The sequence below is a fragment of the Chlamydia buteonis genome (assembly GCF_900634605.1).
GTDB lineage: Bacteria > Chlamydiota > Chlamydiia > Chlamydiales > Chlamydiaceae > Chlamydia > Chlamydia buteonis.
Genome location: NZ_CAAAFM010000001.1, coordinates 500329 through 523536, shown reverse-complemented (window position 1 = coordinate 523536; position 23208 = coordinate 500329). Strand labels below are relative to the sequence as shown.

Here is a 23208-nt window from a genome sequence, read left to right as displayed (position 1 = left end):
CAGAAGTTTTTCTATCAAAAGAGCTTGTGGAAGTGAAGTGCTTTTTTTAGTGTTTTCCACTGTTAGAGCATCTTAAATCAAGGAGTTTACGAAAAAAATTTTTCCAGATACACTAAGGACATCAAGCGCTTTACACCTAAAATCATGAAGAATTTACTATCCTTAGTATGGAAAAGGGTTTATTCCTATTCGTTTACCCTTACATTTCTAATTACCCTATCCATATTTCTCACGGGAAAGATCGTTTATAATCTTCAAAAAAATGATCGCGAAAAACATGAAAGTATTCTTCTTCTTACCAAAACCGCAGAATCTGCGGTTTTTCAAGGGTTCATACCTCCTAAAACCTCCCTGCCAATGTTAGAACGTGCTTACCGTATGGGTGGTGACTCTGTAAAACCTTATGCCGGTTTTCTATCTTCATGTTTCTATATCCATAATGAACCTTTACGCGGCGCGTATTATGCAGGGCTTGCCTTCGGTAGTGGATCGCATTTCCGCATGCCTTCACCCGCTCAGGTACTATTAAAAGAAATTGCAGATGCTCAAGCTACTGAAGACTATCAAACAGCTTTAGAAAAATCTTCTCAGCTTCTTCAATTCGCTGCATCTTCTGAAGATTATCCGACGTTACGCTTCCTTACTCTATTAAGAATTATAGAAATCAAAGAAATCTTAAATCAAGACACCTCCGTAGATTTCGAAGAACTCAAAACGCTACCGTTGTTCAAAGAATTTGAACAATTCTATAAAGATGGAGAGTGGACATTAACTAAACGTTTTGGCAAAAAGCACTAACTGCCTATTTATACCAAGGATTCGCATGCTTTCTTCTGTAGACACTCAAGAACTTTCTAATGCTACAACGGAATCGCCGATTGCTACACAAACCACAACAGAACCTTCCCCTCAACATCCCCCGAAAGTGCTCTCTGGATCCTTAGTTATCTATCCCTCTGAGGATAACAAACCGGCATCTTAAGGCAGGCGTATGCTGATTGTTTTAGCTTTCCGCCAAGTTTTCTTTTCTAAACAGCCACACTTATTAGAAAAATTACTCCGGTATTTATTACTTCTTAAACAGTCTTATCCCTTAGTGCTCCCCGGAGAACCAATCAACAAGTTATCCCTTATGATAACTTTTGATTATGCCTCTGTGGATTTCTATGCTCATATCTTCCCTTTCCTACAGACTCATAATATTCCAGCCGTTGTGGGAATTGCTTGGAGATATGTTGCTGAAAATTCTGCTCAAACTCTTCCTCTTTCATATCGTTTAGCCCCTAGCGAAGCCTTGGCTTTCCAAGATGAAGTATTTGCAAAACATCAACCATTTTGCTCACAACAAGAGTTACAGGCACTCGCTGATTCTCCTTTTATACAACTAGCTTCATCAGGATTTGCTATTCGAAATTTACAGAATAAACCGCCCTATCTCGCTACAGAAATCTTCCTATCAAAGTATTCTATAGAAAAAGCCTTGGGGCAAAAACCTCTAGGATTTTTCTACCCTTTTGGCAAATATGATCACGTATGCGAACAAACAGTAAAGAAGTACTATCCTTTTTCTTTTGTTTTAGGTGATATCATAAATATGAAAAACAAGAACCACAGGATTTATCGTCTAGATATGACGCGTTCTGCGTACACATTGCCTAGTCCTATCCATAACCCACACTATGTCAAAAACTGGTTAATAGATAGATGTCAACAAATGCGTTTACGTTGGCACCCTTATTCTAAAGAACACATCGAATTTCAAGGAAGCTCCCCTCAATAAGAACTATACTCGCACTTTATTCAAAATAACACGTAAAGCTGACAAGAAAGTATCAATATCTTCCTTATCATTATATAATCCCAATGACACTCTAAGAACATGACCCAAATTCCATCGGGTCATGGCAGGTTGTGCACATTGATGCCCTGTACGGACGGCTATCCCTTGAAGATCCAATAAACAACCTATATCGAAAGGATGCGCACCTTCAACCTTGAAACTTATCAAAGCGCCGCGAGTTTGATCCACCTCTGGCCCTAATATCTGCATACCCGAAATTGTCATCAATTCTTTGTACAAATAATACGTCAACTCTTCTTCTTTCTGATATACGGAGTCTGGCAAAGATTGTAAGTAATCTATAGCTGCTCCTAATCCTAAAATAGAAGCTATAGGCGGTGTTCCCGCCTCAAATTTTAACGGTGCGGGAAGATATTCTGGACGTTCACTATCATAAATGGAGACCATATCGCCTCCACCTTCTACAGGAGGAAGCTTTTCTAACAACTCCTTCTTACCATACAACACTCCTAAACCTGTAGGCGCATACATTTTATGACCTGAAAAAGCATAGAAATCTACATCCCAATCAACAACATCTACAGAAGCATGAGCTACTCCCTGTGCTCCGTCCACAGCTACATACGCACCATATTTATGAGCGAGACTGGCTATTTCCTTTAGAGGTTGGATACACCCTGTAACGTTATTCACGTGGGCTATGCTTACAAACACAGCCCCTGCTTTGAGCAAGGCCTCTAAGTGTTCTAAATCTATATAACCCGAATTGTCAACAGCAACTTTTTTAACACAAGATCCACGTCTACGGCAGGCTAATTCCCATGACAATACATTTGCATGATGCTCTACTTCAGAAACCAACACCACACCACCCTCAGGAATGAAAGCGTCATTTGCGGATATGGCTAATAGATTCAATGCTGCTGTAGTTCCCCGAGTAAAAATTATCTCTTCATCATATGCAGCTTGTATCCATTCGCGAACTTTCCCACGAACAGCGTTATAATTTGTCGTCGTCACCTTCGAAGAAGTATAAACATTACGATTTACGGTAGCATAGGTACTACTGTAAAAATCTGTAATCGCGTCTATCACTTTCTTAGGTTTATGCGTAGTAGCAGCAGAGTCAAGGTAAATGTAGGACTCCCCCTGAAGCTTTTTATTAGAAAAAATAGGAAAGTCTTCTTTTATCCTAAACACCATCTATAGAATACTCCTTAGTAATTTCTTGAGATTGCATTTGCTCGGACAGTTTAGGGAAAACCTCTGGACATGGTTCTATAGATAAAAATCCTTGAACCAGCTTTTTTTGTGCTTCCTCTCGCGTCATTCCTCGCGATTGCATATAAAATATCTGTTGAGGATCTAATGGTCCTACAGTAGCTCCGTGAGAAGCTTTGACATCATCAGTAAGAATTTCTAATCTTGGAAAGGTTGTTACACAAGCATCATCACTAAGCAACAGAGTATCATGTTTTTGATAAGCATCGGAAAACACCCCATGGGTTGTGATATGAATACCTCCCTCAAAAAGAAAATGACCAGAAGACAATATCGATTTGATATTCTGTCTTGATGTTGTCCTCTCAGCATCATGATACATTAGGTTTCTTACCCAAGTCTTTTTTGGAGATAGGGCAGAAACTAAAGATTCCCCATGAGCGCGATTTCCTATCATTGAAAAGGTATTGTCAAACCATCCATAACCACCCACATGTTCTTGCAGATGTTGATGTATAGAACAAGCTCCTTGCTCCTCGATAGTCGCTATATGCGCCCAACTTACCCTCTCTTCATTAATGTACTTAGGCTGCATCATTAAAGACAGTTCCGCGCCTTCAGATACAAATACCTCCGTCAGACCGTTTACAATAGCAAAACTTTCAGCAACACCGCTTTCTCTCTCAGTATGATGAGATACAAATACACGACAGCTAGAATGCTTCCCTACAATCACAATAATCCTTGGAGAGTAGATCACCTTATCACTTTTAGAAGTCGAAGAACATATATGACGTATACATATAGGCTCATTCACCTGAAATTCTTCGGGAATATAAATAACCACGCCTTCTTCTTGAGCACACACGGAATTAAGAAATGCTAGGGGATGCGTATCCAAGGTGTATTTTTTAATAAACGCGGAAAAGACAGACCGAGCTTCTTTTAATGTCATCGATAATACTCCCTCAGGCAGTTGAGAAAGTGATGACTCATATTTGCCATTAATTAAAATGCATTCACAAGACAAAGAGTTCTTATGGTGTAACCAGTGTTGTTTTGTTGTTTCTGACCCTCCATTAGCAACATGATAGTCCTCAGGAGACTCTGCCAAATTTTTAAACCATGGGTAACTACGAAAAATCGCTTTGAAAGACTCTAATTGAGAGTATTTCTCATAATATGCTTGAGCTGCTTGATGAATAGGAGAGTCCTTAACTATAGGAAAGGTATGCTCTAAAAAACCTAACATATTTACCCCCAAGAAGAGCGTGCCAAGACTTCGTGATAACTCTTTTCTTCTAGCTCTCGCATTAAAGAAACCCCTCCTGAACAGGCTATCTTACCTTCTAAAAGAATATGTACATGGTCAGGCTCGAGAAGACTGCCCAACTTGGGGTTATGCGTAACTATGCAGATGGCACTTTTAGGATGGAGTTCGCGATATTTCTCAATGGTTTTACATATGAATCTTAAAGCATCAACGTCCAACCCTGAATCAGGCTCATCTAATAGTATCATTTCCGGTTCTAAAACAAGCATTTGCCAAATTTCGTTTTTCTTTCTCTCCCCTCCGGAAAACCCTTCGTTGATATTTCGTTGTAAGAAATGCTCAAAGGATGCAAATTCATAAGTCTCCGATACAGAAGACAATAACATATCGAATTCAACCTCTGCCATCTCTTCTTCTTGCCGAGAACGCCTACAAGCATTGTAGGCATCTTTTAGAAAAAGCCTATTATTCACCCCAGGAATTTCTGGAGGTTGTTGGAATCCTATAAACAATCCCATATGAGCTCGCTCTTCAGGAGCTTTTTCTAAAAGATCCTGACCCAATAAGCTTATTTCTCCAGAAATAATAGATAGACTATCATCTCCCGACAGCACTTTCGCGAAGGTAGATTTTCCTGCTCCATTAGGGCCCATAATTATATGTAATTCCCCCGGATGAATATGCAAATTTAAATAATCCAGGATTTTAACATCCTCACAACATACGTGTAAGTTTTGTATATGTAGCATTAACTACCCCACGCTATTTTCCAACTTAACAAACAATAATTTCGAAGCTTCTCGAGCAAACTCTAAAGGTAGCTGGTCGATAATTTCACGGCAAAAACCGTGAACTACTAAACTCACAGCCTCTTCAGTACTCAACCCCCTACTACGCAAATACATTAATTGATCTGCTCGCAATTTCGATGTTGTAGCCTCATGTTCAACAGACGATCGGGAGTTTTCTACAGAAATTTTAGGATCTGTATAAGCTCCACACTCCCGGCCAATTAGCATCGAATCACATTGTGTGTGATTACGACTTCCAACAGCTCCTTCAGAAATAGAAACAAGACTCCTAAAGGTGTTATGCGACTCCTCTGAAGAAATTCCTTTAGAAACTATTGTCGAAGTTGTTTTTTCCCCCACATGAATCATCTTCGTCCCAGTATCAGCTTGCATTTTTCCATTTGTTAAAGCGATAGAGTAAAACTCCCCTACACTTTCTTTCCCCCTCAAAATACAACTAGGATACTTCCAAGTAATTGCCGCTCCAACTTCAACTTGGGACCAAGAGATCTTTGATTTGTAACCCGCACACAACCCGCGCTTCGTTACAAAATTATAAATTCCACCCTTGCCAGTTCTCCTATCTCCAGAAAACCAATTTTGCACGGTAGAATAATGCACGACCGCTCGTTCATGCGCCACTAATTCTACAACAGCTGCATGCAGCTGATTCGAAGAATATGATGGAGCTGTACACCCTTCAAGATAACTCACATAAGAATCATCCTCAGCAATAATCAATGTACGCTCAAACTGACCCGATTCTTTGTCATTAATCCTAAAATACGTAGATATCTCCATGGGACAACGCACGCCCTTTGGAATATATACAAAAGAACCATCACTAAACACTGCAGCATTCAAAGCCGCGAAGTAGTTGTCCCTATAAGAAACAACCGAGCCTAAATATTTTTTTACTAACTCTGGATATTCTCGAATCGCCTCATTCATCGAGCAAAAAATCACACCCGCCTTATCCAAAGCTTCCTTAAATGTTGTTCCTATAGACACTGAATCAAAAACTAAATCTACAGCAACATTTTGAACGTTTAATAAACGCTTTTGCTCATCTAGAGGAATCCCCAATTTCTTAAAAGTTTCTAAAATTTCAGGATCAGCTTCTTCCAAACGCCCTAAAGGATTTTTTTGCTTTGGAGCAGAAAAATAGACTATGCTGTCATAATCTATCGGATGATAATTTAGTCTAGCCCACGCAGGCTCTTGTAGCTTTTTCCAATGTTGATAGGCTTTTAAACGGAAATCTAAAATGAAAGAAGGCTCATTGCGCAGCTGAGAGATTTTTATTATTGTTTCTTCACTCAGACCCCGAGTTAACCCCTCTGACTCTATAGGTGTGACGAAACCATAAGGATAGTCCTCATGATTATGTAAAAAATCTTCTATAGATTGGCTCATAATGCCCAGCCTCTGCGCTCGTAATATTATTGTGTAAAACTTCACAAGGGCTTAGCCAGATTAACAAATTTTCCATATTTTTCGAAGCATTAAAGAAAGCGTGAAGGAAAAAGCGAAGCTTTAACTTTCACGCTTGTTTAGAAAAGAATGTTCACAAAGACCATTCTTTTAGAGATCACACTACGTGCTAAACAAGACTTAAAGCCTTGAAGCACAAAACCATTGTAAGAATTCTTTGTTTTTATCCCAAAAGTTTCTGCTACTCTGTGATTTTTTCTATCTCAACAAGGTCCATCAGAATTAAAAAATATTTACTATAAGGCAGTTGAGTTTTTACGGAAAGACATCCAACTTAGGCTCAATTTGCCCAGAAGACACTGTTTTTTGTAGCAAAGGAGCGAATGTAGAGTCTTTTATAGTTAAAAAGGATAGTTCCTTTTCAGCTTTTTCAAACTGCCCTTCCATATGATAAAGATAGCCAAGAAGATAGTGTGAGCGCTCATGTTCTAGGTTAATACCAAGCGCACGATGGAAAGCATCGGATGCTTGGCGATTCTGCTTAAGATCCATATAGGCAAGTCCAACATAAAAGTGTGCGTCAGCATCTTCTTCATTTAAGAAAAGAGCCTCTTGGAAAGCTTTTAAAGCTAATCGTGTTTTATCTAAAGTGAGATAACATAAACCAAGATTATAATGACCGTCAGACAAATCAGGACGTAACTGCACAACTCTTTCGTAAGCTTCTGTGGCTTTATCCCACTGTTTGTGACACGAGAGTAAATACCCCAATTTTATCCAAGCTTTCCAATACAAAGGATTCTTACTTACCGTAGTCTCTAACAAAGCAATGGCTTCTTGCTCATTGTTCATATCTGTTAAAACAACAGCTTTATTATACAAACTTTGTGGGTTCCAAGGGTCTAACTCTAAGATTTTATCAAAACACTCTATAGCTTCAGTATACTTACCTAAACGATGATATACACCACCTAAGCTAAACCAACATTCTGCATCATCTGGATGTAAAACAATATAGGCACGATATTGCTCTACAGCTTCTTCACAACGATTATCACGATCTAAAGCCACCCCATAGCAATAACGTAAATAGCTATCCCCAGGTTCAGACTCTAATCCCTTTGTGCACCAGGTTAACGCCTCTGCAGTTCTTCCTGATTCTAAAGCAATAATACCCAAATAACAATAGGCTAGTGCTGCTGTAGGATCTAGCTCTAAAGTTTCTTTTAGCCTTTGTTCCGCCTGTTCGTATTCCCCGCTCAAAAAAAAGTTAATTCCTGAACAGAGAAATTCTTTCGCTAGATGTTTCGCAGCTTCTTCCATGAATCTTTCTCCTGGCACACAAGTTCGTTGACCTCGTGTTTTACAGGAGCAAAAAGCGTGCCAATCTTCAGTACATAGCTGAAAAATTTTCTTTTTTTCTTATTTTCTCCCACTTTTCGATCATCTTTACAGCTATGGGAGCCGCATCTCGTCCAAACTCCCCGAGGCGTAAATAGACAATAACAACAATATCCGGATGCATAAGTTCCTCATCTGAAAAACCAACTGCAGCAAACCACACGTGCTTCATTTTCATACTTCCGTATTGCCGATCTAAACCTACACGAACTATCGATTCTGCAGTGCTTGTCTTTCCAATGATGCGAGTTAATAATTCAGGGCTAAATTGATCACGAATACTTCGTGTTGTTCCATAATTTCCCCATATCACGTTATGCATACCTGATTTAAATAACTCCGTTATACACTCAGGCATAAATACATCTCTTTTCTTCATGGGAGGAGTCTGGGAAAACTCTTCACCATCCCATTCCCCTAAAACTAAACTAGGAACGTACAAAGTCCCTCCATTAACTAGGGCTGCCATCATGACAGCAGTTTGTAAAGGAGTCACAATAAGAGTATGCTGCCCTATAGCTGTGGCATACAATCCCGAACGATTGTACGCTACATCTTGTGGAACCGCTCCGGCATACTCTCCAAGCAAGCCTACCCCCGTTTTCTCCCCGAATCCAAATAAAGCAGCCGCATGGCATAAATCTTCAGGATCAGAGAGATACTCTCCCACAAGCAAAGAAAAATAAGGATTGCTGGACATTTCTAAAGCAGAAATAAGATCGATACGCCCACGACCAGAGTAATCATTCTTTGGTAAAATCCCTCCACGATAAAACGAAGGAATAGGCGTGCCATCTTTAAAAAAACCTACATGAGGCTTAGCACTAGTATACCCAAAAGACTTCCTGTCGATAATAACTAGCAATCGAGATAAATAATCCACATCGACATTACCCCGCATCACTTCTTGAGACAGAACAGAATAAGCAGAAACAAGTTTAAAAATAGATCCTAAAGTTGCTGCCTGCCCAAAAGCATGAGACCGCAAATACCCATAACCATAAGTAGGATAAAATGCTGCAGCAAGATCTTGTTCTTTTTGAGGAACATTCCTAGTAAGCATGGGGGCATAGTTGCCATATAGCGGCCTTTGCAACTCTGAAAACTCTCTAAAAGATAAAAACAAACGTAGCAAGTCTATAGAAGAATCTGAGAATTTTTGTTTCAAAAACTCGTAATGTTCATACCAAGGCAATGCCTGATGCGCACCATTTTCTAATTCTCTTTTCCATACAGAAAGAGCTTCATAGTAAGCTTTTTGGTGCTCTATATCTCCTTGTCCAGAAAGTAAATAAGCTAAAAACTTATCAAGATAACAACGACGAAAATCTCTATATTGCGCACGTTGTTCTTCCACCAAGTAATCCACATAAGGTGTGGGGTAACGCTGCTTTCTCTCGTTTTCTTCTTTACGTTTAACCTCTAAAAACTTAGCAAAATAGAGTTTCCGCCATTCTTTAAAATCTACTTCAGTGAAAATATCCTCTACTATCTTAGAAAATGCACTACGCAAAGCTACGTAATGTCCCTGACACTCGAAAAACTCTGATAAAGAAAAAGAAGCCACCGATGCAAGTAGCTCAGGATCAATTTTAGAAGGATCCACAACCATCTGAAAGAGGTCTACAAGTAAAAGTTTGTCGTAATTTGCCGAAAGTTCCGCAAAAAAGGGCTCTAGCTCTTGCTTAATCTCCTCTATTTCTTGTTCATGTGCCTTATGACAACGAGCTATCCATTGTTGCTGCTTTATAGAAATCACTCGCCCTACAGCGATATGCTCCTGCTCAATAGGAAACACTGCATCAAAAATAGAAGAACAAGAACAGTGCCCCTCAGAATAAGAAAATAAATCTAATAACCGTTCCATAGAATGCTGTATCTTAACAGCGTTATCCACAGTGCCATAACGTTTTATAACAGACTTAACCTCTGAGGTATTCGGCAAAATGAAATCTAAAAAATAATCAAAAGTAAGAGAAAGTTCCTCATCATAATACAAACCTGTAAGAGAACTTCTTCTTTCACGTCGCAAAGGCACTTTCCTATCATACACCTCTGCAATATGTTCGGTATTTTCCAACCAACGATATACCGCAGATCTAGCTTCAGAATCCGCATCCCGCATATCGATAAAATCGTTATTATGATACCTCGGAGAAGATGCCATAGCCAATATTTGGCCATTATTGGGATCTAAAGCGATAATCGCACCTCCCTTAATCCAAGGAAATAAAGGAGGTAGAAACTTTTGCTTTTTCAAAGACTGTGCCGAACGAAATTGTTCCGTTTTTTCATGATCTAAAAGCAATGCATCTGCGAATGCTTGTAACTCCGTAGATAAAGTCAGCTGTAACTTTTTGCCAGAAATTGCTTCTATCTCATTAAGACCTTGAATAAAATTGCCACGACGATCTACAAGAACCGTTTTTTTCCCTAATTGTCCTCTTAAACTCCCGTCGCAATAGGCTTCTATACCCACCTTCCCAACTAATGCATTTAAACTATAAGCATTGTTCTCCAAAGAATTTAATAAAGAACGCACTTGATCTATACTTGCTAAACCTTCAGGAAACTTCGGATTCTCACCCTCTTCATACGCTCGAACACATTCCCGCAACTTGCTTAACTCATGTGTCACTCTCTTATATTCTTGAGCACTAATCGGCCCTACATAACCTAAAATGTCTGATGCCGTCTTCCCCATAGGATAATACCGACGCACTGACGGTTCGACGTGTAAGCCCGGCCAATGTTTCATCATCATCTTCAATCTTAAATATGTACGCTCAGAAACATTTGCCTGAACTAAGTAGGGCACAGAACCTAATACAGAAGCTTTCGCATGAATATTATCTTCTATCGTATCTTTATCTAAATGTAACTCTTGAGCAAGAAGTTGTGCCAAACGTGCAATATAGTTTTTCCTAACAGGAATGAGCTCTCTAGTTCCATCTGCACGGGCATGCCATGCTCTAGCAGGCAAATCACGAATAGCACTATAAGCAACACTCACATCATATTGCATTTTATTTTCTGCTAATACTTTGCCGAAACGATCGCAAATAGTTGCACGTTCTATAAGCTCAGGAATCACCCTCTTCTGCGGTTTATAAGCCTCTTCTAACTTTTGATCATGTTGAACGACAGCAAGATGCCACAAACGCACAGATATTATCGCTAAAGCAACAATAATTCCTGACAATAGCCTGTTTGTCTTTTCTGGAACACTAAGGTAGGAACGACGTTTCTTCGGAGATTTCATAAAACAAATAGTAGGGTCTCACCCATTCTCTGGCAAGTGCTTCGACTGGTTAAAAACTGAGTTTTACAAGACTCAAATAAGCAGAAAAATAAACATGAATCTTGAAAACAGAAAATCATTACAAATAAAACATAGAAATGAAAAATACCAAAAACTTTAACGCTTTTTTAAACAATTTCGCTTTATCTTATTTACAAAAATAAAAAATAAGGCGTAATGATTCAAATATAAGAAAGCCTTTTTACACTCTTCTATGAGGGTAATTCCAACTTATTCTAAGTGGCATAAGAAATAAAAATGTGTACAAAAATCTAATAGCTCTCTTATTAGCAAACTATAAGGAGTTATTGCTTGAAATCTATGCCTGAAAACAGTCTTTTTTCTTATCGTCTTTACTATAATAAGAAAAGTTTGTTATGTTTTCGAATAATGAACTGTATGTTCATGCTTAAGGCTGTTTTCACTTGCAAGACACTCCTCAAAGCCATTAATTGCCTACAGGATATCTTGTCTGGCTTTAACTTGGACGTGGTGCCGCCAGAAGAGCAAATTAGAATAGCGAGCACAAAAAGAAAAGATACTAAGCATAATCTTTAGAGGTGAGTATGAAAAAACTCTTGAAATCGGCATTATTGTTTGCCGCTACGGGTTCCGCTCTCTCCTTACAAGCCTTGCCTGTAGGGAACCCAGCTGAACCAAGTTTATTAATCGATGGCACTATGTGGGAAGGTGCTTCTGGCGATCCTTGCGATCCTTGCTCTACTTGGTGTGATGCTATCAGCATCCGCGCAGGATACTACGGAGATTATGTTTTCGATCGTATTTTAAAAGTTGATGTGAATAAAACTTTTACCGGAATGGCAGCAACTCCTACACAACCTACAGGTAACGCAGCCAATACTGATAAGCCCGAAGCAAACGGCAGAGCGAATGTGGCGTACGGGAAGCATATGCAAGATGCAGAGTGGTTTTCAAATGCAGCCTTTCTAGCCTTAAACATTTGGGATCGCTTCGATATTTTCTGCACCTTAGGAGCATCCAATGGATACTTCAAAGCAAGTTCTGCTGCATTCAACTTGGTTGGGTTAATAGGGTTTTCAGCTACAAGCGCAGTTAATACCGATCTTCCAAAGCAACTTCCTAACGTAGCCATTACCCAAGGTGTTGTGGAATTTTATACAGACACATCATTTTCTTGGAGCGTAGGTGCCCGTGGAGCTTTATGGGAATGTGGTTGCGCGACTTTAGGAGCTGAGTTCCAATACGCTCAATCTAATCCTAAGATTGAAATGCTCAACGTAACTTCAAGCCCAGCACAATTTGTGATTCACAAACCAAGAGGCTATAAAGGAACCAGCTCGAATTTTCCTTTACCTATAACGGCTGGTACTGATGGTGCGACAGACACCAAATCAGCTACAATTAAATACCATGAATGGCAAGTAGGCCTCGCACTGTCTTACAGATTGAATATGCTTGTTCCATATATTGGTGTAAACTGGTCAAGAGCAACTTTTGATGCTGATACTATCCGCATTGCTCAACCTAAATTAAAATCAGAGATTCTCAACATTACTACATGGAACCCAAGCCTTATAGGATCAACCACTACTTTGCCCAATAATAGTGGTAAGGATGTTCTATCTGATGTCTTGCAAATTGCTTCGATTCAGATCAACAAAATGAAGTCTAGAAAAGCTTGTGGTGTAGCTGTTGGTGCAACGTTAATCGACGCTGATAAATGGTCCATCACTGGTGAAGCACGCTTAATCAATGAAAGAGCTGCTCACATGAACGCTCAATTCAGATTCTAAGGATTTAGTTTTATACTATCCTAACTTTTTGTCCCGCTATCAGAACCTAGGAGCCTCTGGGTTCTGATTTTTTTTGCCGCATTCTTTTTTAGAAGTTTCAAATCTCTTTTCTAAAATCCATTTGCACAAGCATTAACCCACTATCTAAAATTTTCTAGAAGCTTAAAACCTAGAGATTACAACCTTGCGTAAAAAGCTTTATTAAACTAACATCTCTATCTTTAGCACGCGCCCGTAGCTCAATGGTAGAGCTGTAGCCTTCCAAGCTACCGGTGTCAGTTCGATTCTGATCGGGCGCTTTCTGAACACCACCAAGACTGAAATCTTGACATCGGGTCAAGATGCCATTGTTAACATATTCAAGAAATAGAGGTACAAAGCTTGGAAGAACAACCGCTATGCAATCTTTCAGTTAAAGACTTAATGGAAGCGGGGGCTCATTTTGGGCACCAAACCCGAAGATGGAATCCAAAGATGAAACTTTACATCTTTGAAGAAAAAAACGGTCTTTACATCATCAATCTAGCAAAAACTCTTTATCAATTACGTAAAGCTCTCCCTCAAGTTTGTAAGGTTATTAAAGAAAATAAACCTATTCTCTTTGTGGGAACGAAAAAACAAGCCAAGTGTGTCATTAAAGAAGCTGCTATTGAAGCTGGCGAGTACTTTGTTGCTGAGCGTTGGTTAGGCGGCATGTTAACTAACATGACGACTATTAGGAACTCCATCAAAACATTGGATAAGATCGAAAAAGACCTTACTCAAAATAGTTCTTACCTTACGAAAAAAGAAATCGCCTTACTAGCTAAACGTCATCAAAAATTATTGAAGAACCTTGAAGGTATTCGCTACCTAAAGAAAGCTCCTGGTCTTGTTATCGTTGTTGACCCTAGTTATGAAAAGATTGCTGTTGCAGAAGCTAAAAAGCTCGGTATTCCCGTATTAGCTTTAGTAGACACTAACTGTGATCCAACTCCTATCGATTATGTTATTCCTTGCAATGACGATTCTTTAAAAAGCATTCGCTTAATCATTAGCGCCATTAAAGATAATATCATTGACACCAAGAAAAAACTTGGCATTGAGATTGTCTCTCCGATTAAAACTCTAAACGTACAAGATGGCGAAGATACAGACATCTATGCAACCGATGAGGACAATCGTCAAGAAGATCTATTAGCAAAAAAGTATGACAGTAATGAGGCTAACTAATGAGCAACTTTTCTATGGAAACCCTAAAACTCTTAAGACAGCAGACCGGTGTAGGGTTAACCAAATGTAAGGAAGCTTTAGCCGAGTGCAATGGAAATCTTGAAGAAGCTGTAGTTTACTTACGTAAACTAGGTCTTGCCTCAGCTAGTAAAAAAGAACATAGAGAAACAAGAGAAGGCGTGATCGCAGCAAAAAGCGATTCTTGTGGCACTGCTGTAGTTGAAGTTAACGTAGAAACGGACTTCGTAGCTAATAATGCAGTCTTTCGAACTTTCGTTGATAGTCTTGTTGAAGACGTCTTAAACCATAAAGTAGATAATGTTGATGCATTGCTACAACTTCCTTCATCGCAAGATGCTTCTCTTACAGTAGATGAGTTGCGTGCTGTAACTATGCAAACTGTTGGAGAGAATATCCGCATCAATAGAATTAAGTATTTGCCAAAAACAACTAATGAAAGTGTGGGCATTTACTCTCATGGTAATGGGAAAACCGTTTCTGTCACTATTCTTTCTGGAGTTTCTGATAAAGAAAGCCTCGCGAAAGATATTTCTATGCATATCGTAGCAGCTCAACCTCTGTTTTTAAATAAGGAAAGTGTTCCTGAAGATGCTCTAGCAAGAGAAAAAGAAGTCATTTCTTCTCAAATACAAGGAAAACCCCAAGCTGTTATTGATAAAATAATCAGTGGCAAGTTGGGAACATTCTTCCAAGATGTTTGTCTACTAGAACAAGCTTTCATTAAAAACCCTGATGTAACCATTCAAGGTTTGATTAATGAGGTCAGCAAAGCTAGCGGCAACTCCGTAGAAGTGAAGGAATTCATTTTATGGAAAATAGGAGCTTAATAAGCGAGAGGAAATATGTCTAAGCGAATAACACGAGTCTTATTTAAGATATCTGGAGAATCTCTCTCAACAGACAGCGGGAATCGAATTGATGAAGTTCGTTTATCCAGGTTAGTAGCGGAATTACGTGCTGTACGCAATTGTGATATTGAAACAGCTCTTGTTATAGGCGGAGGCAACATCCTTAGAGGACTTGCTCAACAAAAAGAGCTACAAATTAATCGAGTGTCTGCCGACCAAATGGGGATGTTAGCTACTTTAATCAACGGTATGGCTGTAGCAGATGCTTTAAAAGCTGATGATATTCCTTGTTTATTAACTTCTACACTGTCGTGCCCTCAACTAGCAGACCTATACACTCCTCAAAAGTCTGAAGAAGCTTTAAGCCAAGGTAAAATTGTAATTTGCACAACGGGAGCAGGATCTCCTTACCTAACAACTGATACAGGGGCAGCTTTGCGCGCTTGTGAGTTAAAAGCTGACATTCTGCTCAAAGCCACTATGCATGTTGATGGTGTATATGATAAAGATCCTCGGTCATTTAGCGATGCTGTAAAATACGATCGGATTAGCTTTAAAGATTTCCTATCTCAAGGATTAGGCGTTATGGACGCTTCTGCTGTATCTTTATGCATGGATTCTAATATTCCTATTCGTGTCTTTAGCTTTGTTAAACACTCTCTAGAGCAAGCTATTTTTGATGAGAATGTTGGAACATTAATTTGTGAGGAAGCTACACATGTCCATTCTAGCTGATACTGAAAAAAAAATGGTGGCTGCTTTAGAATTTTTCACTAAAGAAGTCCGTTCATTTAGGACAGGGAAAGCTAATCCCGCTTTAGTAGAAACAGTTACTGTAGATGTATACGGCACTACGATGAGGCTATCTGATTTAGCCTCTATTTCTGTAGCTGATACACGCCAATTAGTAATTTCTCCCTACGATGCTAATAACGTCTCTGCAATATCTAAAGGTATTATTGCTGCGAATTTAAATTTGCAGCCTGATGTAGAAGGCTCCATAGTACGTATTAAGATTCCTGAGCCTACTGCAGAATACCGAAATGAGGTTATTAAGCAGTTACGTCGTAAATCCGAAGAAGCGAAAGTAGCTATTCGCAATATCCGTAGGGAATCTAACGACAAGTTAAAAAAAGACTCTGATTTAACAGAAGACGCTGTTAAAGGAATGGAGAAAAAAATCCAGGAATTAACAGATAAGTTTTGTAAGCAGATCGACGAAATGTCCAAGCAAAAAGAAGCCGACCTTTCATCGATTTGATAAGCTTTACTTTTTATGAGTAGTCTTTATCTACTTCTCTTTCTTTGGTTTTTCATATAAAACTAGGAGAGGAAAAGATTGCTCTAAAGGAGTAGAACTAGTAATATTGTAGTTGTCTTGGCCCCATCGTCTAGCCTGGCCCAGGACATCGGATTTTCATTCCGGTAACAGGGGTTCGAATCCCCTTGGGGTCAAAATGTAAAATAACCAAGTAAACTTCGGGCCTTTAGCTCAGCGGTTAGAGCACCTCACTTTTAATGAGGGGGTCGAAGGTTCAAATCCTTCAAGGCCCAGTTGATTATTCCTAGTTCTTTTATATTTCTTAAAAAAACCTTTTTCTCCTTTGTCTCTTTTTTGTTATTGGTATCGGGTGTATTAGTATTTGGCTTTAATGGTTGATCTTCATGGCAACTTCTAAACCCCACCTGTGTTACCATTGTCAAAAGCCGGCAACAATTTGTTATACTGAGGTAGATAAGGATAAGGTCTTACGTTCTTATGTATGCGATTCTTGTCCGTGTCCTAGTCATTACTATAGTCGTGACAACATTGTATTAGGTTCTTCTGGGGCTTCTGTAACTTTAGAATGTGGCAATTGTAAAACCGCATGGAAACCGGCTGCTGATGAAAATCAGCTATTTGGTTGTCACTTATGTTATACAAACTTTAAAACACAACTTATAGCCAAGCTCATGCATACTAAAGCTATTTGTTCATCGGCAACTGCGGACAATAGTCGAGGTGGTTTGCATATTGGTCGTTCCCCAGGAGAAGCGGCGAGTATGAACCCCCTCCTTAAATTAATAGCGTTAAATGAGGCTCTTCAAGATACGCTAGCTCGTGAAGATTATGAGCAAGCTGCTGTAATACGAGACCAGATTAATCATTTAAAAAATCAGAATTCGCATGATTCTTCCCAATGACTTACTTCTTAATTTTGCTAGTAAGAAAGACGCTCCTCCTACAAATAAAACCTGGCCTATAACGACGTTCTCACTATCTAGGAATCTTTCCATAGCAAAGTTTCTTCCCTGCTTATCTAGGGAGAAAAAACAAGAAATTTTAGAGGTTATAGCTTCAAATTTTAACCATATTGAAGGTTTCGATGAGTTTCTAGTTTTACCTCTTAAAGATGCACCTTCCTGGCAAAAAGAGTTTCTTATTGAGCATTTTTTATTTCCCCATGATCTTACAGGCAACCCTGAAGGCGAAGCTCTTATTGTAAACCGCTCTGGAAATATTCTAGCAGCTATAAATTTCCGCGATCACTTAATTCTCCATGCTATAGATTTTACATCAGAACCCGAAAAAGCTTTAGATCAGCTTGTGCGGTTAGACAGTTATCTGAATGAAAAGTTAGCATTTGCTTTTTCCCCTGATTTTGGTTTTCTAACTACAAATCCTCGAGAATGTGGCACAGGATTAAAAAGTCAGAGTTTCTTACATGCTCCAGCATTGGTTTATTCTCGCGAATTGCCTGAGATTATTGACGAGGATACAGAGGTTGCTTGTTCTGGCATTTTACCAGGAACTCCGGAATATATTGGTAATATTGTAGTTTTATCGAATAAATGTTCTTTAGGGCTTACTGAAGAACAAATCTTATCATCGCTCAGAATCTGGTCTTCGAAAGTTGCTGCTGCCGAAGCTTCCGCAAAAAAGAAGTATGCTGAGCAAAATCCTGGAGAATTAAAAAATCATATTCTACGTGCTCTAGGATTGCTTACACACTCCTATCATTTAGATCTTCAAGAAACGTTAGATGCGTTGAGTTGGATCCAATTAGGGATTAGCTTAGGATGGATTCAAGGCTCCGATAACAGTTCCATTTGGAATCCTGTGTTCTGGCAGGCACGTCGTGGGCACTTAGCGCTTACAAAACAACCTGAAGATAATAAGAATTTACAAAAAGAAGTTATCTCACAGTTACGTGCAGATGTGTTAAAGAAACTTGCCGAAGGCTTATCTGCTAATGGATTTTAATACCCTCCTATAACCGCAATACGCAGCAAGGAGGGCAGCAAAACTTTTTCCCCTAAAGCCTAAAAATTAAAAGCACAGACTTTGCCTTTTAAAATTAATATAAAAAAGCTTTGAGGAGGTTCTTCCTTTAAACACCTCGCCTCTTAGGACATGTCAGCCTGTCCTTCCCCTATGTACGTGTTTTTGAAATGAATAAAGAAAATAAGGATTCCTCAGTGCACTTCATAAATAAAAGCTTTCTTTAAAGGGAAAGATTAAGAAATAGCCGTAAAATAAAGAGGGTGTGAATTTGATTCACATTATGAAATAGACCCGATCTTTATAAGTTCTTACTTCTTATACTTTTCCTTTAAGGAACAAAACAAGAGGTAAGCATTTGTTTTATTTTTATAAATACTTTTTACTATGTTTGCCCAAAGCCGGGATCGAACCGACGACCTACGCGTTACGAATGCGTTGCTCTACCAACTGAGCTATTTAGGCAAAAAACAAGGAAAATCAGTATAGAATTGGGGAACAAAAAAGCCAAGAAAACAACAATCATACGGCCGACGATGCCTTCTTGGCTTTCCCCCTGAAATACAACAGAGTGAGAAGCTATTCCATGGCGCAGAATATCATCTTACTTTTTCTATATAACATTTATTGGGCTTCTATTTCTAGCATTTTAAAATCACTTTCTACTTGCAGTGCAGGGGGGTGTTGACATTCAGGAGCATGTCGTGGCGCGACCTGCATCGAGCCTTCATCAGCTTCCCAATTGTATCTATAACCTTCTTTGTTGGTTAATTTTGTTCCCTCTTCAAAACTACTAATAACCTTAGGCTTAATGAACATCATTATGTTGCGTTTTTGCCTTTGATCTATTGTTCTGCTGAACAAACCTCGGATCAAAGGTATGGAGTTTAAAAGAGGTACTCCAGTAACAATTTTCGTAGTTTTATCTCTGATATGGCCACTCATGACTAAGAAACAACCGTCAGGGACTTGCAAACGTGTGGCAGCGTATGTTTTATCTGTTACCGGTGTAAGAGTTCCTTGAGCAGAGTGTAGCTCGGAAATGGTTTGTTCTATTTGTAAGGTAACAACGTTATTTGGTGCTATTGTTGAAGCAACAACAAGATTCACACCGATATCTTCATATTCGATATTTTGTGTAACTGTTCCTGTTTCTTGAATAATGGTACTGGTTGTTTGGAAAGGTATAGTCTGTCCAACAAAGAAAGATGCTTGTTGCGTATCCTGAGCCATAATTCTTGGGTTGAGAACTATAACAGTATCGCCATCTTGATCTAAGGCACTGAGAAGTCCCCCTAGGGTTAGAAAAGATTTTCCCTTATGGCTCAGCACGTTTCCTATGATCCCCAAACCAAATGCTGAAGATGCATACATCATATCGCTAATACCTGCTAGCTGACCAGGGGTAGGTAAAGGGATATCTCCTGGAGAAGGCTTTGCAGGAGGCACTGTAGATTTTGCAGGATTAGTAAGACCGGTATTGCTTAACAATCCTGAAGCATAAGCAACTTTCCCTTGTTCATCACCGAGAGCTACCCATTGAACTCCGAAATCCCAAGACTTTTCTAAACTTGTCTCTAAGATCAAAACTTCAATGTATACTTGCTTTGGAGGTAGATCCAAGCCATTTAGTAAGCTGACTACTTTATCTACGTTTGTTTGATTTCCAATAACAACGATAGAATTATTCACATCCAACCATTGAATACTATTCAATGTGTTGATGAAATCTTCATCCATAGCTGTTGTGACATAGAGATTATAACCGATGTCTTGAATTGCTTGAGCAATAGCTGCGCCATTTTGATACTTCAGCTTATACATGAAAAAGCGCAAGCTTTTAGGATTAGCAGCTCCTGATGTTCCGAGGGCAGCTGCAGGACTAGTTACATCATCTAATGTATGCGCCATTTCTGGAACATCTAATGATTTGAGCAGTTGTATTGCCTTGTTTGTTAAACGCGGGGAGGAAACTACAAAAATCTTATTTGTGCCTGGCTGTATGAAAATTTGAAAAGCTTCATCCTCTGCCATGGCGCCAAGAACATCTTGGCAATAGCTGACTAATGAAGCAGGATTTGCATAGCGGACTTCATACTCAGACATATCTACGGATGTACCGGGACTATCTAGAGCTGCTAGTAATTCTCCTACTTTCTCTACATTGCCAGCAATATCAGACACGATTACATGACGTGTTGCTTCTGAAGCGCTTACTATAGCATCATGGGAGAGCAAAGGCTGAATAATATTTACAGCTGATGTAGGATGTACACTATATAAACGGAATACACGAGTAACTACAACAGCTTCACAATTATCTTTTGCAGAACCATCAGTGACTACCGTGGACAACTTAGAAAGACGTGGGTTGCGATAAATAAGGACGTTATTTCCTTGTTCTACAACTTTCAAGTCATGCATTTTCAAAACTTGCAAAAGAATTGTAGAGAGATCGTCTACAGATGTAGGATCATGAGAAACAATCGTTACATTGAAATTTAGATCATTACTATCGAAAACAAAATTGGTTCCAGAAATCTTACTAACAAACTGTAATAGCTCAAGAACAGAAATGTCTTCAAAATTTACAGTATAACCATTGTCTTTTAGGTCTTCACAAGTAATTTGTTTCCCTTTTAATAGCGCAGGGGCTTCCTCTTCCTTTTTTGTTGAATCGGACTGTATGGCTATTTTATCAATAGAGGGTTGTTTATCTGGCGATTTCGTTTTTAATGAGTGCGGGGATCCAGAATTATGATCAACTTTAAAGCCTTCTTCCTGGGCACTCTTTTTTTCGCTTTCTTCCACCAGTTTTTTAACACTGAAGTTTATTGCATTTACAGCGCGTTTAGCGTAAGCACGCTTATCTTCCCAAATACGCTCTTCTTCGCTTTTCCTTTCAATAACTTCAGTTTTTTCTTCTTGTTTAGGAAGGAACCTAGGGATCTTTTTTGCCGCAGTTTGCGTGTAGTGATTATCCTGAAGGCGTTTTTTTACTTCAGGCTTAGCAAATGGTGAACCTTCAGAAAATCCTGGAGAAAACGTCTGTGTAGATTTTTTAAAATGCCGTGGTTGATTTGATGGGAAGTTTTTAACTACGGCCTGCTTATCAGATTTTTTTGCCGATGTTTTATTTACTATATTTTTAGGACAGGCAGCAATTTGGCTTTTCTCGTCAGTTTGGGAGTTTTTAACTCGAGATCTTGGTTCGTCGGTTGGGGGTTTTTGAGAATTCACACCAAGCAAAACCAGGTCAAAGAAAAACAGAATAGAAAGTACTCCAATTTTTCCTTTTTTCTTATTTATGACCTCTAAGATCTTTCTTCCAATGTTCGACGTCACTATTTTCACCGGATTCTTTTTAAGCTGATAAGTGTTGAGGGACAAAGATTTCCGTCATGATTTTCTAATATCCCGAACTGTACGCTCTCTATTGGGCAGAATATAGCTGTTTGTCCTCTATCTTTCAACTCTGTGAATAAAGGACTGTTTAAAGATGACATGGAATCGTCTGCCTGTAAGGTATGTAATACTGCTCCATCACCTATTTCCCATGCAACCTTGGTTTCCTGAATTTGTAAAGAACTAATTTTCCCTAAACCTAAGGATGAAGTAGTAAAATTCTGAGGAACCTTTCCTTGTTTTTTTAACCAGAAACTAGTTTTCCCACAAGCAATCCAAGAAAGTTCCTTTTTTTCTTTGGGAATAGTTACGCAAACTAAAGAAATTCCCGTTGTATCTATAGGAACATTGATCCGCATTAGCTCATTATGCATTTTTCGCATCGTAGTTCTAATGCTATCTTCATGACCCCATTGACTTACGAAGGTTTTTATAATAGTTAATACTAAAGTTGCATTTCCTGAAAGACTATAACAAAACCACAACCGGAAAGTATCCCGACTCATATAAGCTTCATAGTATACATGAGGATGTGTTGGGTATCCTTGCTCGTATATAGAAGCTGATATGAAGTCAGGGACAACAATTTCTGCAGGAGATAACCAAAATCTCTGCTGATACAGCTGCTCATTAACCTGTGCTGTATAATCTTTATTACGATAATCTTTCTGAAGATCTTGGCTGTACCGATATCGATGTAAATGACTAATGAATTCTTTCATAGATCCGTAACGATCTTTAGGAGAAGGTTGCAAGGCCTTCGCTAAAATCTTACTCACTCTATCCGGAATCAATGATAAAATGACCTTACCTAGGGCTAGGTTTCCCAAGATCAATTCATAAGCAATTAAACCTAAAGAGTAGATTTCTGATTTTTCAGAAACTTTATCTCCTTGACGTTGTTCAGGGCTCATATATGAAGGCGTTCCTAAACAAGCAGGATTAGAAGCATGTTCTGTAGAAGAACAAACAGCAAGTCCAAAATCTATGAGTTTGATTTTCCCTTGAGAATTAATAAGGATATTTTCGGGTTTAATATCCCTATGGAGTATACCACGGCTATGCAGATATTCTATAGCTTGGCCAATATGTAAAACTATATCAATAGCCCTGGATAAAGGAATCAGCTGGGTGAGGATATAATGTCTAAGAGACACTCCCTGTATATATTCCATGGCTATATATAGACCTTCTCTACACTGTCCATATTGATATAACTTAACAATATTGGGATGTGAGACTTGTTCAATAATTCGTGCTTCTTTTAAAAAGTTATGAACTCTGTGAGTATCAGCAACTAAAGGCGGTTCAAGCACTTTAATAGCTGTAGATTGTAGAGTTTCAGAATGCAAACCCTGGTACACCGCGGTTCCTTCTTTCTTACTCAGGATTTTCTTGATGTGGTAAGCACCTATTGCCTGATTCGGAGGAAGTATTTCGGATTGACAATCCATAAGAGACAA

At 38.9% G+C, this 23208-nt stretch carries 18 protein-coding genes and 4 tRNA genes; 13 read left to right on the top strand and 9 right to left on the bottom strand.

What is annotated here, in order from left to right; all coding sequences use genetic code 11:
* The first annotated feature begins 144 nt into the window (after positions 1–144).
* Genes E1N70_RS02285 through E1N70_RS02280 form a run of 3 tightly spaced genes read left to right on the top strand, consistent with a single transcriptional unit; the run spans position 145 to position 1780 of the window.
* Complete coding sequence (locus E1N70_RS02285; RefSeq protein WP_131743946.1) at positions 145–798, top strand: hypothetical protein; 654 nt, start codon at positions 145–147, stop codon at positions 796–798.
* Positions 799–823: 25 nt separating this feature from the next.
* Positions 824–982: a hypothetical protein gene (locus E1N70_RS05105; RefSeq protein WP_165478202.1), complete on the top strand. Its 159-nt coding sequence runs from the start codon at positions 824–826 to the stop codon at positions 980–982.
* Between the two features lie 9 nt (positions 983–991).
* Complete coding sequence (locus E1N70_RS02280; protein ID WP_131743945.1) at positions 992–1780, top strand: polysaccharide deacetylase family protein; 789 nt, start codon at positions 992–994, stop codon at positions 1778–1780.
* 3 nt (positions 1781–1783) lie between these two features.
* Here E1N70_RS02280 and E1N70_RS02275 read toward each other — a convergent pair whose 3' ends face one another.
* The 6 genes from E1N70_RS02275 to E1N70_RS02250 form a co-directional block, all read right to left on the bottom strand.
* Positions 1784–3004, bottom strand: coding sequence for a SufS family cysteine desulfurase (locus E1N70_RS02275; RefSeq protein ID WP_131743944.1), 1221 nt, complete (start codon positions 3002–3004; stop codon positions 1784–1786).
* Positions 2994–4274 carry a Fe-S cluster assembly protein SufD gene (sufD, locus tag E1N70_RS02270; protein WP_131743943.1) on the bottom strand — a complete coding sequence of 427 codons (1281 nt, stop codon included), beginning with the start codon at positions 4272–4274 and terminating at the stop codon, positions 2994–2996. The genes E1N70_RS02275 and sufD overlap by 11 nt, the downstream gene beginning before the upstream one ends.
* Positions 4275–4276: 2 nt before the next feature.
* Positions 4277–5044: a Fe-S cluster assembly ATPase SufC gene (sufC, locus tag E1N70_RS02265; protein WP_131743942.1), complete on the bottom strand. Its 768-nt coding sequence runs from the start codon at positions 5042–5044 to the stop codon at positions 4277–4279.
* Positions 5045–5047: 3 nt separating this feature from the next.
* Entirely contained in the window at positions 5048–6502 is a 1455-nt protein-coding gene (gene sufB / locus E1N70_RS02260; RefSeq protein WP_131743941.1) for a Fe-S cluster assembly protein SufB, read from the bottom strand.
* Positions 6503–6835: 333 nt separating this feature from the next.
* Positions 6836–7843, bottom strand: a complete 1008-nt coding sequence (locus E1N70_RS02255; protein WP_131743940.1) for a tetratricopeptide repeat protein — start codon at positions 7841–7843, stop codon at positions 6836–6838.
* A gap of 67 nt (positions 7844–7910) precedes the next feature.
* A complete protein-coding gene (locus E1N70_RS02250) occupies positions 7911–11183 on the bottom strand; it encodes a penicillin-binding transpeptidase domain-containing protein (RefSeq protein ID WP_131743939.1) in 3273 nt (1090 codons plus the stop codon).
* Positions 11184–11788: 605 nt separating this feature from the next.
* On the opposite strand from E1N70_RS02250, the gene E1N70_RS02245 reads away from it, so the two are divergent.
* The 10 genes from E1N70_RS02245 (at position 11789) to E1N70_RS02200 (ending at position 18322) form a co-directional block, all read left to right on the top strand.
* A complete protein-coding gene (locus tag E1N70_RS02245; RefSeq protein WP_131743938.1) occupies positions 11789–12997 on the top strand; it encodes a porin in 1209 nt (402 codons plus the stop codon).
* A 228-nt stretch (positions 12998–13225) separates the two neighbouring features.
* Positions 13226–13296: transfer RNA gene (locus tag E1N70_RS02240), tRNA-Gly, on the top strand.
* Between the two features lie 82 nt (positions 13297–13378).
* Positions 13379–14209 carry a 30S ribosomal protein S2 gene (gene rpsB / locus E1N70_RS02235; protein ID WP_041460186.1) on the top strand — a complete coding sequence of 277 codons (831 nt, stop codon included), beginning with the start codon at positions 13379–13381 and terminating at the stop codon, positions 14207–14209.
* Positions 14209–15057 (top strand): translation elongation factor Ts, encoded by an 849-nt coding sequence (gene tsf / locus E1N70_RS02230; protein WP_131743937.1) that lies wholly within the window; start codon positions 14209–14211, stop codon positions 15055–15057. The genes rpsB and tsf overlap by 1 nt, the downstream gene beginning before the upstream one ends.
* Before the next feature lie 15 nt (positions 15058–15072).
* Positions 15073–15813 (top strand): UMP kinase, encoded by a 741-nt coding sequence (pyrH, locus tag E1N70_RS02225; RefSeq protein WP_131743936.1) that lies wholly within the window; start codon positions 15073–15075, stop codon positions 15811–15813.
* The gene (gene frr / locus E1N70_RS02220) at positions 15797–16339 is read left to right on the top strand and encodes a ribosome recycling factor (protein ID WP_131743935.1); all 543 of its coding nucleotides are present in this window, start codon (positions 15797–15799) and stop codon (positions 16337–16339) included. Before pyrH ends, frr begins: the two co-directional genes overlap by 17 nt.
* 119 nt (positions 16340–16458) lie before the next feature.
* Positions 16459–16533 (top strand) — tRNA-Glu (locus E1N70_RS02215).
* 26 nt (positions 16534–16559) lie between these two features.
* A tRNA-Lys gene (locus E1N70_RS02210) sits at positions 16560–16632 on the top strand.
* A 111-nt stretch (positions 16633–16743) separates the two neighbouring features.
* Positions 16744–17262, top strand: coding sequence for a UvrB/UvrC motif-containing protein (locus E1N70_RS02205; protein WP_131743934.1), 519 nt, complete (start codon positions 16744–16746; stop codon positions 17260–17262).
* Positions 17246–18322 carry a protein arginine kinase gene (locus E1N70_RS02200; protein ID WP_131743933.1) on the top strand — a complete coding sequence of 359 codons (1077 nt, stop codon included), beginning with the start codon at positions 17246–17248 and terminating at the stop codon, positions 18320–18322. The genes E1N70_RS02205 and E1N70_RS02200 overlap by 17 nt, the downstream gene beginning before the upstream one ends.
* A gap of 410 nt (positions 18323–18732) precedes the next feature.
* Here the strand turns inward: E1N70_RS02200 and E1N70_RS02195 are convergent.
* From E1N70_RS02195 to E1N70_RS02185, 3 genes are all read right to left on the bottom strand, one after another.
* Positions 18733–18805, bottom strand: a tRNA-Thr gene (locus E1N70_RS02195).
* A 159-nt stretch (positions 18806–18964) separates the two neighbouring features.
* Entirely contained in the window at positions 18965–21694 is a 2730-nt protein-coding gene (locus E1N70_RS02190; protein WP_131743932.1) for a secretin N-terminal domain-containing protein, read from the bottom strand.
* Positions 21691–23199: a serine/threonine protein kinase gene (locus E1N70_RS02185; RefSeq protein ID WP_131743931.1), complete on the bottom strand. Its 1509-nt coding sequence runs from the start codon at positions 23197–23199 to the stop codon at positions 21691–21693. Before E1N70_RS02185 ends, E1N70_RS02190 begins: the two co-directional genes overlap by 4 nt.
* Positions 23200–23208 lie beyond the last annotated feature (9 nt).

Coding starts and splice junctions, on each gene's coding strand:
- frr (WP_131743935.1), top strand. CDS start 15,797: ATGTCCATTCTAGCTGATACTGAAAAAAAAATGGTGGCTGCTTTAGAA.
- E1N70_RS02255 (WP_131743940.1), bottom strand. CDS start 7,843: ATGGAAGAAGCTGCGAAACATCTAGCGAAAGAATTTCTCTGTTCAGGA.
- E1N70_RS02275 (WP_131743944.1), bottom strand. CDS start 3,004: ATGGTGTTTAGGATAAAAGAAGACTTTCCTATTTTTTCTAATAAAAAG.
- E1N70_RS05105 (WP_165478202.1), top strand. CDS start 824: ATGCTTTCTTCTGTAGACACTCAAGAACTTTCTAATGCTACAACGGAA.
- E1N70_RS02285 (WP_131743946.1), top strand. CDS start 145: ATGAAGAATTTACTATCCTTAGTATGGAAAAGGGTTTATTCCTATTCG.
- E1N70_RS02280 (WP_131743945.1), top strand. CDS start 992: ATGCTGATTGTTTTAGCTTTCCGCCAAGTTTTCTTTTCTAAACAGCCA.
- E1N70_RS02200 (WP_131743933.1), top strand. CDS start 17,246: ATGATTCTTCCCAATGACTTACTTCTTAATTTTGCTAGTAAGAAAGAC.
- tsf (WP_131743937.1), top strand. CDS start 14,209: ATGAGCAACTTTTCTATGGAAACCCTAAAACTCTTAAGACAGCAGACC.
- pyrH (WP_131743936.1), top strand. CDS start 15,073: ATGTCTAAGCGAATAACACGAGTCTTATTTAAGATATCTGGAGAATCT.
- sufC (WP_131743942.1), bottom strand. CDS start 5,044: ATGCTACATATACAAAACTTACACGTATGTTGTGAGGATGTTAAAATC.
- sufD (WP_131743943.1), bottom strand. CDS start 4,274: ATGTTAGGTTTTTTAGAGCATACCTTTCCTATAGTTAAGGACTCTCCT.
- sufB (WP_131743941.1), bottom strand. CDS start 6,502: ATGAGCCAATCTATAGAAGATTTTTTACATAATCATGAGGACTATCCT.
- E1N70_RS02205 (WP_131743934.1), top strand. CDS start 16,744: ATGGCAACTTCTAAACCCCACCTGTGTTACCATTGTCAAAAGCCGGCA.
- E1N70_RS02250 (WP_131743939.1), bottom strand. CDS start 11,183: ATGAAATCTCCGAAGAAACGTCGTTCCTACCTTAGTGTTCCAGAAAAG.
- E1N70_RS02245 (WP_131743938.1), top strand. CDS start 11,789: ATGAAAAAACTCTTGAAATCGGCATTATTGTTTGCCGCTACGGGTTCC.
- E1N70_RS02185 (WP_131743931.1), bottom strand. CDS start 23,199: ATGGATTGTCAATCCGAAATACTTCCTCCGAATCAGGCAATAGGTGCT.